This is a genomic window from Liberiplasma polymorphum, from assembly GCF_043951795.1.
Classification (GTDB): Bacteria; Bacillota_I; Bacilli_A; order Izemoplasmatales; family Izemoplasmataceae; genus Liberiplasma; species Liberiplasma polymorphum.
On the sequence record NZ_JBIOAG010000027.1, the window covers coordinates 16,192 to 28,290 of the forward strand.

A 12,099-nucleotide genomic window follows, 5' to 3' on the forward strand; every position below is an offset into this window, starting at 1 on the left:
GGTGAACATATGGTTGATAAAAATGCATACTATGAAGTTGAATTTACCGATTTAACACATGATGCAATGGGAGTATGTAAGGTTGATGGGTATCCAATATTCGTTAAAGATGCATTAAAGGGTGAAAAAGCACTAATCAAAGTGATTAAAATGAATAAAAACTTTGGTTTTGGTCGACTTGTTGATATTCGCCAAGAATCACCTTTTAGAAAGTTACCAATATGTGAACATTATCAAGTATGTGGTGGATGTAATACCATGCATATGAATTATCAAACACAATTAGATTTTAAAAAGTATCGTACAGCTGAAACTTTAAAAAAATTAGGACATATTGAAACAACTGTCCACGATACTGTAGGTATGAGTAATCCTTATTATTACCGTAATAAAGCGATCATTCCTTTTGCAGTTAAAAACGGAAAAATCGTTGCAGGATTATACAAACAACGTTCACATGATATTGTAAATATTAAAAGATGTCATGTGTTTCCAAAAATTGTCTCTGATATGGTAAGGTTCCTAAAAGCTTTATTTACTGAGTTTGAAATACCAATTTATGATGAACTTATTCATGAAGGATTTTTACGTGCAGTTATGTTTAGACATAGTTTCACAAAAGATGAATATTCTATGACATTCATCACAACTTCAGCAAAATTCCCTCAAAAGGATGAAATATTAAGAGCCATTAATAGTAAATATCCTATGGTCATTTCAATCATGCAAAATATTAACTCAGAGCAAACTAATGTCTTATTAGGAGATAAAAGTAAAGTACTTTATGGGAAAGATTTACTAGAGGACGAATTACTCGGACTCAAGTTTGAGATTTCACATAAATCGTTTTATCAAATTAATCCCCAACAAACAGCGCTTTTATACGAAAAAGCGATTGAATACGCAAAACTTAAATCAACCGACACGATTGTGGATGCTTACTGCGGAATAGGAACCATTGGATTGACGGCAGCTAAATATGTTAAAGAAGTTATTGGGATGGATACAATTAAAGATGCCATCAAAAATGCCCAACAAAATGCCAAAAATAATAACATTAAAAATGCTAAATATATGGTAGGTGCTGCAGAAGATATTCTTCCAACGCTTACAGATAAAAAAATTGATGTATTATTTATCGATCCACCTAGAAAAGGCTGTGAGCGTAAGTTTTTAGAAGCTATCATTAAAATGAAAATACCACGGGTGGTTTATATTTCTTGTAATGTTTCTACTTTAGCCCGCGATTTAAACTTCCTACAAGCTAATCGTTATCAAGTTAAGGAAGTTACACCATTTGACATGTTTCCACAGACATCTCATATTGAAAGTGTCACCATGTTAGAATTTAAATAAACAAGATGTACTTTTAGTCTTGTTTTTTTAATGATTAGTTCGATTGATAATATTACAAAATGACGCCTTGAATATAATGAAATAAAAAAGTAAAATAATGAATGAGAATGAACGTGTATAAATAAAAGAATATAAGTATATAGTTAAGGAGGATTAAACATGCAAAGACATGAGAGTCGCGAAACAATAATATTGAATACATTCAAGAAGTATGAAAAAAATAAGCTGATTAAGCATATGTTAATATCAGCACAAAGTTTAGAGGGGGACTTTAAATTTGATTATAATTATGGTGTTAAAGATGAAGATGGGACACCAGTTAATCAACAAACGCCTTTTATGATTGCAAGTGTCACAAAACTCTTTATAGCAACAACCATATTAAAACTACATGAGTTAAAGCAATTAAATATTAACGATTTAATTACTAAATATCTAGAAGATGACTTAATTGAGGGGATTCATGTTTACCAAGGGAAATCTAATCATAAAGCGATTTCTATCAAGCATCTCTTATCACACACATCTGGAATCTTAGATTATATCGAGATTAAAGATATCAATAAAAAAACTATTTTTGATCGTGTAATAAATGATGGAGATACAGTTTTTAATATACCGGAAATGCTTTCTATTGTTAAAAAAGCACAGGGTGCTTATTTTAATGTTCAGTCTTTTGAAGACAAAAAAATTAAAGCACGCTATTCAGATACAAATTTTCAACTTTTAAGAGCTATTATTGAAAAAGTAACTGGAACTGAATGTGACAATGCGCTTCATCAATATATATTTTCACCACTGGGTATGAAAGATACATTTTTACCTAGTGATGAATTAAAGAATCCATATATAGATGTCGCAAAACTATGGGTAATGGAAGATTCGCTAAATCGCCCTTTAGCCCTTCGTTCATTTGGCGATTACTATAGTACTAAAAACGATTTATTTGTCTTTATGAGAGGATTAATCAAGTTAAAAGTGTTTAAAAATCAATCGACACTTGATTTAATGATGAATGATTTTAATACATTTGGTTTAAGTTTTAGCCCCGTCGCGCCTGCTTGGCCAATTGCATATAGTATGGGAATGATGAAATTTACGATGCCTTTATTATTTTCTAAATTTAAACGCATGCCAACTGTTTATGGTCATACCGGTGTTGGTTCTGCCTTTTTGTTTTACTCACCAAAGTTAGATCTTATGCTTTGCGGGACAGTAGGCCAAGTTAGATATACTGCTTTACCTTTTCAAGTATTGCCAAAATTGTTAATTCAACTTGATAAACTAAGTGTTTAATGTATTTATTTAGTCGTAATGTTGGAAAGAGATAGAAAAATGTCTCTTTCTTTTTTATAATGAAGTTGTGGTTAAAGAAGGAGTGAAGTTATGCCAACAATAAAAGTCAATGATGTAAATCTATTTTATGAGATAAAAGGAAATGAAAACGCTAAAGAAACAATTGTATTTTTAAACGGGGTTATGGCCACTACGAATAGTTGGGCATTTCAAGTTAAAGCCTTAGAAAAATTAGGAATGAGAATTTTACTACATGATTTTAGAGGTCAACTTAAATCAGATAAACCAAAAGGTGTTTATTCATTTAAACAACATGCGCTGGATGTAATTGGTTTATTAGAGGCTCTTGATATAAAAAATGCTCATTTCATTGGAACCTCTTATGGTGGTGAAGTAGGTCTTTATTTAGCTGTTTCCCATAAAAAGTATGTAAAGAGTTTATCCGTTATTAACTCAGTAAGCGAACTAAATGAAGTGTTAACTTATTTTGTACTTAGTTGGCGTGATTTAGCACTAAAAAAAGATGGTGAAAAATTCTTTTGGTCCATGATGCCTTCCATCTATCACTCAGATTTTATAAAAGAAAATAAGACCATGCTAAAAGAACGTGCTAAAAGTATGAATGATATCGGTCCTTCTTATTTTGATGGGCAAATTGCCTTGTATGATACATTTTTAAATGATTTAAATTTAACCAAAGAACTTAAAAATATAGAGTGTCCTGTTTTAATTGTTTGTGGAGAAAACGATATTCTTAAACCAAGAAAATTTTCTGATATCATCCAAAAAGAAGTTAAGCATGCCGAATATGCGCTTATTCCAAATTGCGCACATGTAACAATTTTTGAAAAACCAGATGTACTCAACTCATTACTTTTAGGATTTATTATTAAAAATTATTAAGTTTTATTAAATTCATAGCATTTTACTACTTACTTTATAATAGTAGGTATATAATGGGATTAAAGATTAATTAAGGGAGGACTCTATATGAAAGAAGTTACACATAAAAGTTTACGCAAGTTTAATTTGATTATGGGTGGATTTCACCTAGTACAAGGAATTTTGATGTTATTCTTAATTCCAGCAGTCATTGAGAATATCGCTCAATTTCAACCAACAATCATTCAGTATTTTCTGGATTTTGATCCAGTAACACAAAGTTTATTTTCTAATCAACGTGAGTTATTTCAATTACCATTTGCAGTATTTGTAGCATTATTTTTATTACTATCAGCTGCAGCACACGCAATTATTTCAATACCGAAAAGAACTAACGCCATCTATAACCGTGATTTAGATAACGGCGTTAATAGATTTAGATGGTTTGAGTATGCGCTTAGCTCATCGATTATGATTGTTTTAATCGCTACGTTATTTGGTGTATATGATATTGCGACTTTACTTCTTATTTTTATTGTGAATGCAAGCATGAACTTATTTGGATTAGATATGGAATTACTTAATGCAGGTAAAGATAAAGAAAAAGTTAATTGGGGACCATTTATTTGGGGTTCAATTGCTGGCTTAGCGCCTTGGATTGCAATATTTATTTATATGGGTGGTATAAGTGATTTAAGTTTAGTGCCTTGGTTTGTATGGGCGATTGTCGGTACTTATTTTGTCGCATTCAATACATTCCCAATAAATATGGTTTTACAATATTTAAAAATAGGGAAATGGAAAAATTATATTTATGGTGAGCGTGTTTATATTGTACTGAGTTTAGTGGCTAAGTCATTTTTAGCTTGGTTGGTATTATTTGGTGCAATGCAACCATAAAAGATTGCATATAACGAAACTACTGCTATAATAGTTATGATGGCGATGGTGTTCGCCGATAACCGCGATTGCTGATGACACCTACCGATGCTTTTTGCATGGGTAGGTTTTTTTATTGAAAGGATGATGTTTATGATGCTTAGTTTAGCGTATATTATTATATTTGGAATGAGTGGCTATATTGTATTTAAAAAAATAAAGTTGCCAGGCGCGATTGGGATGTTAATTGCTGGGGTTATAATTGGACCTTATGGATTAAACTTATTAGATGATTCAATCTTACTTATTTCACTTGATCTTAGAAAGATTGCTTTAATCGTCATCTTAATAAGAGCAGGATTAGGCATTGATAGAAAATCATTACAAGCAGTTGGAAAACAGTCGGTATCATTAAGTATCATCCCGGTCTTAATAGAGGGGTTTACCATTGTTTTACTCGCTGTGTTATTGCTAGACTTTAGATTTATTGAAGCAGGGTTATTAGGATTTATCATTGCAGCAGTATCACCTGCAATTGTTGTACCTAGTATGCTTAAATTAATTAAAGAAAAAATTGGTATGCAAAAGAATATTCCAGTCCTAGTATTAGCTAGTGTAAGTATTGATGATGTCATCGCAATTACGATTTTTTCGACATTTTTAAGTATGTACTTAGCCACCCAAGTTAATGTGTTCACACAAATCTTATGGATTCCTATCTCTATAGGGTTAGGAATTATTGTCGGATTAATTGTTGGATTTGGCTTAATATGGTTATTTAACAAATTTCATATTAGAGATACTAAAAAAGTACTTTTACTCATTTCTATAGGTATTATGATGATGAGTTTTGCAGAACTTATAGAAGATTATATTTTAATCGCTTCTTTACTAGGCGTAATGACAATGGGTATTGTGATTGTAGAACGTAAAATAGTGTTGGCAGAACGTCTTGCGGTTAAGTTTAATAAAGTATGGGTATTTGTTGAGTTAACCTTATTTGTTTTAGTAGGAGCTGCAGTCAATATCCAAGTAGCCTTTAATACAGGATTGATAGGTATTTTTATTATTTTAGCGGGACTTTTTATGCGTTCTTTAGGCGTTTTGATTGCTACATTAATGAGCGACTTCTCACTAAAAGAGCGATTGTTTTTGGTTGTATCATTTTTGCCAAAAGCAACCGTTCAAGCCGCAATAGGGGGAATTCCACTAGCTTTAGGTGTGGCTAATGGTGAAATAATTTTAGCATTAGCTGTATTATCAATAATCATTTCAGCACCAATTGGTGCAATTGGTATTGATACATTATCAAAACCATTATTAAAAGAGACTGTTTAACCGCTATTCTAAGTCGGTTACATATTGTTTGTTACATACGTTTATGGTACACTTAAAGTACTTAATATAAGGGAGCGATCATTGTGGGTAAAAAGCGATCATTGTTTATTAGAGTGTTATTTAAAATCGTTTTTAAAGTACTCTTCGTATTCGTATTGTTCTTATCATTAACCTTAGCGTTTTTAACGATTATAGAATATCGTCCAGACGATATTGAAATAATAGATATTGAAAACCCTGTAAGCTCTCAGGTTATAATTGGTGAAGCATTAACGTTAATGACATTTAACATTGGCTATGCAGGATTGGGGAAAAATGAAGATTTTATTCTTGATGGCGGGGAAAAGTCTAGAACTGAGTCACTTGAAGTCGTTGAAGGTTATATGGATGGAATCTTGAACTTGTTAACTGAATACACTGCTGATTTTTATCTTATACAAGAAGTCGATTTGAAAGCTAGAAGAAGTTATAATATGAATCAAGTCGAAGTTATAAATGACCACTTAGACAATGCATTTTCATCAGTCTTTGCCTATAACTTTAAGGCTGTGTTTGTGCCGTTTCCCATTTCTTTAACGGAATATATTGGACCTGTAGAAAGTGGTTTATTAACGTTATCTAATAAAGAAATAACACATGCAGAACGCCAACAATTTCCAGGTAGTTTCGCCTGGCCTGTGCGTATTGTCAATTTAAAACGCGCGATGCTTATTACCTACATTCCAATAGAAGGAACAGAGAAAGAACTTGTTATTGTTAACCTACATATGTCTGCATATGATGGGGATGGTTCGTTAAGAGCACAAGAAATGGCGCATTTAAAAACATTTATGGAAATAGAGTATGAAAAAGGCAATTATGTCATCATTGGTGGAGACTTTAACCAAACATTTCCATCTGTTGTGGATAATTATCCTTCAGAAGAGGATTTGTACGTAGCTTATCCGATTGAGGAGACTTGGTTACCAAGTGGGTTTACATTTGCGATTGATGAAACCTTACCAACTTGTCGCTTATTACATAGACCGTACAATCCAACCACACCGAATGATCCTAATGACCCAAATACACAGTATTACATTATAGATGGCTTTATTGTTTCTGATAATATTCTTATTGAACTAGTTTATACGGTAGATCATGGATTTGAATATAGCGATCATAACCCAGTTATGTTAACAGTTCGTTTATTACCTTAAAAAAGAAGGGATAATATGTTTAAAAAGAAAAAACGTTATGAACTTCAAAATGTTTACCGCATTAACCCAGAATCAAAAGCTTATATCATTGAGGTATCTTTAGATGATTATGAAGAACTTTTTAACGGCTGGGATGCCTCTATATTAAAACAAAAAGAGTTAGAACCAGAGTTAATGGATTATTTACTAAGTGCCTCATATGAAATCCCCTTTAAAAACCGAATAGAACTATGGTTTTTCTTACCTGAAGCTATGATAGATGAATCAAAAGAAGTGCTAAGTGTACAAGGCATTGTTAACAATTTTAAAATGAAACGTCATTTTATAGAATTATTGCTTCATAGAAACTACCGTAAAATATTTACCTATATTATTATTAGTGCTATATTCTTATTATTTGCCTATTCATTACCAAATGTGATTGAACTTAATGTTTTGTTCTCTATTCTAATGGAAGGTTTCTTTATTGGAGGTTGGGTACTTTTATGGGAAGCTTTTTCTTTGTTTTTCTTTACGAGTCATGACACTAGGTTAGATAAAAAACAGTATGTAAGGTTAATGAATTCAAAAATATACTTTAAAATAAAAAAATTGTAGAAAGAATTAGAGGTGTGTTATGGAAACCAATTTACAAAAGAATCAAGAAGTTCTTATAACGATTAAAAAAATAGGTATTAATGGAGAGGGAATCGGCTATTATAAGCGACAAGCAGTGTTTGTTGATGGAGTGTTCCCACCCGAAGAAGTTGTTGTAAAAATTACTTCATTACACCAAGGCTATGCAGTTGGTGATGTTATTCGCATTAAGAAGAAAGCATTTTACCGTGCACGAGCATTTTGTAAGCATTATGATACTTGTGGAGGCTGTCAACTTCAGCATATTCAATATGAAGAACAACTTCGTTTAAAAGAAGATTTATTAAAACAAGCATTTGAGCGCTATACGAATATCGATTTAGCTAAGGTTAAATTTTTATCCTATGGACCAATGATTAAATCAAGACACTACCGTCATAAAGCACAAATGCCGGTAAGAAATACAAGCGAAGGGTTAGTGACAGGACTTTACAAAAAAGGCTCAAATGATTTAGTTGATGTATTAGAATGTCCCGTGCAAGATCAAAGAATTAACGAAGTCAATCAAGCAGTATTAGAACTATGCGATAAGTATGAAATTTTTGCCTTCGATCCAAAAGAGATGCGAGGGATGTTACGTTATATTGTTACACGTGTAAGTTCACTTAATGGAGAAATTCAAGTGACACTTATTGTAACCATTTATAATCATGCACTTCAAAAACTTGCGAAAGATATTTTGGAGATTCCTGATGTTGTTAGTGTTGCCATTTCTAAAAATCATGACGCAAAAAATCATGAAATATTTGGTGAAACAATTGAACTACTTGCTGGTAAAGAAACAATTACTGAAGGTATTGGAAATACACGTTATGCATTAAATCCAAAAGCTTTTTTCCAATTAAACCCTGAAGAAGCAGAAAAAATGTATAACTATGTTAAATCACTATTCGATCATAAAATAGATAAAAAACTTGTAGATATTTATACGGGAAGTGGCTCAATGGCGCTTTATTTTGCAAACGCTTTTGAAACTGTTTATGGCATTGACATGAGTGAAGCTTCGATTAGAAGTGCTAATAATAATAAAAAAATAAACCAATCAAAAAATGTTGAATTTGTACAAGGCGATGCATTTACTGCCCTTAAAAAGATTTATAGTGAAGGCATTAATTTTGATGTAGCTGTATTTGATCCACCGCGTACAGGGTTAAATGACCAACTCATTGATTTGTTGCTTAGAAAACCTATTAAAAAACTCGTTTATGTTTCTTGTAATCCAAGTACACTTGCTAAAGATATTAAACAGTTAAGTAAAAAGTATAATGTGGTATCAGTAATGCCGTTTGATATGTTCCCACAAACCTCTCACGTTGAAAGTGTCACGTTGCTTTCGTTAAAAACCACTTAACAAAGCCATTCATATTATAGTAATAGCAGCATTTAACCTCTCAAATGAGGTTAAATGCTTCTTTTTTTACTTTTTGTGTAATGTGGAAACATCAGTTTTCTAAAAAATTATATCACTACAACCCGATATAACATCTTAGCTGTGCCGTCGGTTGTGTGATATGTTTCCACAACGATTGGTATCAGTTCAATAGTTTGACATATTGCACAATGATATAAAGACATATTGCACAATAAAAATAAGACGTATTGCACAATAAGATTGATGTTATGAAGCAATGATGATATACTTATATTGGGTGATACAATGGAGAAATATTATAAAAGGATTATGGACAAAGTATTGCAAGATGAACTTAGCGCATTCGGTGCGGTGTTGATTAACGGTCCTAAATGGTGTGGAAAAACAACTACAGCTAAACAGTATGTAAAAAGCATATTGAATATGCAAGACCCATCACAAAAATCTAACTATCTAAAAACTGCTAAAATTAATCCTCTTATTTTATTACAAGGTGAAAATCCTAGGTTGATTGATGAATGGCAACTTGCACCAGAACTCTGGGATGCTATTCGACATGATGTTGATGAAAAGCAAAAAGAGGGTTTATATATACTTACCGGATCATCCAAAGTGGATGAATCAAAAATCAGTCATTCAGGTGTTGGTAGAATTTCACGGATTTTGATGAGAACAATGTCTTTGTATGAATCTACAGATTCAAATGGAACTGTTAGTTTATCGGATTTATTTGATTCGAAGTCTTTTAACATGGCAAGATCAAATTTGTCTATCAATGATATATCCAGATTGATTGTTCGTGGAGGATGGCCAAACAGTATCGATAAGGACATAAAAGTTGCGATGAAGCAAGTTGCAGGCTATATCCAAACAATTGTTAAGACGGAAATAAAAACAATAGATGGTGTTGAAAGAGATGAAGCTAAAACATTAGCTGTACTTAAATCACTTGCTAGACATACAGCTACTCAAGCAACTGATGCTAAGATTGTAAGTGATGTTGAATCAAACCATTATTCCATACATAGAAACACATTAAGTGATTATTTGAAAGTATTAAGAGAGTTATATATTATTGAAGACTTACCAGCATGGAGTCCTAAACTTAGAAGTAAAACAACAATAAGGACCTCGAATACAAGACACTTCATTGATCCGGCTTTTGCAGCATCATTATTAGGTGCAACACCAGATGACTTGTTAAGAGATATAGAAACAATGGGTTTATTGTTTGAATCTCTAGTTATTAGAGACTTAAGAGTATATACGGATTATTTAGGTGGATATGTCTCGCATTATAGAGATAAATCAGGTCTTGAAGCGGACGCCATCATTCATCTCAATGATGGGAGATGGGCAGCTGTCGAAGTAAAACTCGGATCATATGATATTGATGAAGCAGCTAATCATTTGATTGAACTCGTTGATAAAGTTGATGTTAAAACAGGTAGTGGACCGATGTTTTTAATGGTAATAACAGGCACAGAATTCGGTTATCAGCGAGAAGATGGCGTTTATGTAGTTCCAATCGGATGTCTAAAGTATTAAAACAATGAAAACATAGCAATGAATCAGTATTGTTTATGAGGTGTTTAATGTGACAAATGGCAACAATAAGTGTTATTTTAGATAGGAAAGATATAGGTAATAAAGTTCGATGAATTTATGTCGATAAAGTGGACACGATAAGTTGGAATAAAGATTGAAAAAGTATTAAATAGGAGACTTTATGGAAAAATCAATTATCATTAATAGAAAAAAATCGGTTAGTATAAAAGCAACACTATTGTTGGTTTTTGCAATGGCATTATTCGGGTTCTATTTATACTTGTACTATGGTAGACCTGTATGGTTAACTTCGGAGATTCCATTCTTTTTAGTAGTTATCGCTTATTTGATTATGCCGATACTATTGTTTGCATTTATTTATTATTTTAGAAGCATCTTCAATCATAAACCTGTGTTAATCGTAAATGAAAATGGTATTCATGAACAAATGCGGTATCATTCACTAGGTATGATTAAGTGGACTGACATTGAGAAAATCTCAGTTCAACCGTACATGGATAAAACATACCTCATTCATGTTTACTTGATGAATCCAGACGTCTATCTACAAAAGAAACCTTTCTTTAAATTTAGAAGGTTTAACTACGGGCATGTGATAATTTCAACTTTGTATTTTAAAAAGGATTTTCAAAAGGTGATGGAAATCATTAATTATCATTTTGAAAAGAATCAGGTACCATACAATGAATGAATTAACTATATTCGATCATCTTGTCGATATTGACGAAAGAGAAAAGAATGCAATTAGAGGTACTTTAAGATGCTCTTGTGGAAATGATTATTTTAAGATTTATTATTATGGTAAGCGTACGAGAGGCATACTTTCTCCAGATATTATTAGACTAAATAAAAGAATCGTTGTTTTAGCCCATTGTGAGCTATGTGATAAAGCATATGGTTTCGATAATTATAATCTATATAAAATACAGTTTAATGAGCAATCGAAGATTACACAAGATTTGATTGCCTATGATGATGAGAAGCACAAGATAAGATTCTCATTTAACTATTTTCCAGAAAAGTTTAAAAGTAACGACTTTGAAGATTTAATTGTTGAGATATTTCAAAGAAACAAAAAGTGGAGAGTTATTGTTGAAGAATAACTGTGGATGGCATGTATCATCTTCATAAGACATTCTCAATGATTTGGAATATGAAAAATATTGACTGATAATAGATTCATTACCTACAAAGATATGAAAGATCTAGCTGACAAACTCATGTCAAACAACTAATGGGTGAAGAGTTTATTTAGACATTTGGAAAAGCCTCTGACTTAATTTTTCAAAAACAATATGTTTCTTTGTTTTTTTCACTGCTTGTCTGTATAAACATAAAATGACTGTTTTTATGTTTCTAGAGTACACACAAGACCCTATTTTCAAGCAATATGGTGCACTCAACGCACGTTGAAAGTGTCACATTGCTTTCTTTAAAAACGTCATAACAAAGCCATTAATATTATAATATCAGCAGCATTTAACCTCTCAAATGAGGTTAAATGCTGCTTTTTTTACTTTGCGCCTAATGTTCTTACATAAGATATTATCTCAATGACTTGAAGTGATTGAT

11 protein-coding genes and 1 riboswitch are annotated in these 12,099 nt (G+C 31.9%); all 11 genes read left to right on the forward strand.

Annotated features, from left to right (window positions below; genetic code table 11):
* The first annotated feature begins 9 nt into the window (after positions 1–9).
* A complete protein-coding gene (gene rlmD / locus ACHAJD_RS07075; protein ID WP_435585160.1) occupies positions 10–1,356 on the forward strand; it encodes a 23S rRNA (uracil(1939)-C(5))-methyltransferase RlmD in 1,347 nt (448 codons plus the stop codon).
* A gap of 159 nt (positions 1,357–1,515) precedes the next feature.
* Complete coding sequence (locus ACHAJD_RS07080) at positions 1,516–2,652, forward strand: serine hydrolase domain-containing protein (protein ID WP_435585161.1); 1,137 nt, start codon at positions 1,516–1,518, stop codon at positions 2,650–2,652.
* 90 nt (positions 2,653–2,742) lie between these two features.
* Entirely contained in the window at positions 2,743–3,555 is an 813-nt protein-coding gene (locus ACHAJD_RS07085) for an alpha/beta fold hydrolase (RefSeq protein ID WP_435585162.1), read from the forward strand.
* 87 nt (positions 3,556–3,642) lie between these two features.
* Entirely contained in the window at positions 3,643–4,434 is a 792-nt protein-coding gene (gene heR / locus ACHAJD_RS07090; RefSeq protein WP_435585163.1) for a heliorhodopsin HeR, read from the forward strand.
* A gap of 32 nt (positions 4,435–4,466) precedes the next feature.
* Positions 4,467–4,525, forward strand: a riboswitch (Fluoride riboswitch).
* A 41-nt stretch (positions 4,526–4,566) separates the two neighbouring features.
* Positions 4,567–5,751 (forward strand): cation:proton antiporter, encoded by a 1,185-nt coding sequence (locus ACHAJD_RS07095; protein WP_435585164.1) that lies wholly within the window; start codon positions 4,567–4,569, stop codon positions 5,749–5,751.
* A gap of 83 nt (positions 5,752–5,834) precedes the next feature.
* Entirely contained in the window at positions 5,835–6,950 is a 1,116-nt protein-coding gene (locus ACHAJD_RS07100) for an endonuclease/exonuclease/phosphatase family protein (RefSeq protein ID WP_435585165.1), read from the forward strand.
* 15 nt (positions 6,951–6,965) lie between these two features.
* Positions 6,966–7,547: a hypothetical protein gene (locus ACHAJD_RS07105; protein WP_435585166.1), complete on the forward strand. Its 582-nt coding sequence runs from the start codon at positions 6,966–6,968 to the stop codon at positions 7,545–7,547.
* Between the two features lie 19 nt (positions 7,548–7,566).
* The gene (gene rlmD / locus ACHAJD_RS07110) at positions 7,567–8,937 is read left to right on the forward strand and encodes a 23S rRNA (uracil(1939)-C(5))-methyltransferase RlmD (RefSeq protein ID WP_435585167.1); all 1,371 of its coding nucleotides are present in this window, start codon (positions 7,567–7,569) and stop codon (positions 8,935–8,937) included.
* 306 nt (positions 8,938–9,243) lie between these two features.
* On the forward strand, positions 9,244–10,506 hold the full coding sequence (locus tag ACHAJD_RS07115; protein ID WP_435585168.1) for an ATP-binding protein: 1,263 nt from the start codon (positions 9,244–9,246) through the stop codon (positions 10,504–10,506).
* Positions 10,507–10,687: 181 nt separating this feature from the next.
* Positions 10,688–11,218: an STM3941 family protein gene (locus ACHAJD_RS07120; RefSeq protein WP_435585169.1), complete on the forward strand. Its 531-nt coding sequence runs from the start codon at positions 10,688–10,690 to the stop codon at positions 11,216–11,218.
* The gene (locus ACHAJD_RS07125) at positions 11,211–11,630 is read left to right on the forward strand and encodes a hypothetical protein (RefSeq protein WP_435585170.1); all 420 of its coding nucleotides are present in this window, start codon (positions 11,211–11,213) and stop codon (positions 11,628–11,630) included. Before ACHAJD_RS07120 ends, ACHAJD_RS07125 begins: the two co-directional genes overlap by 8 nt.
* Positions 11,631–12,099: the final 469 nt, after the last annotated feature.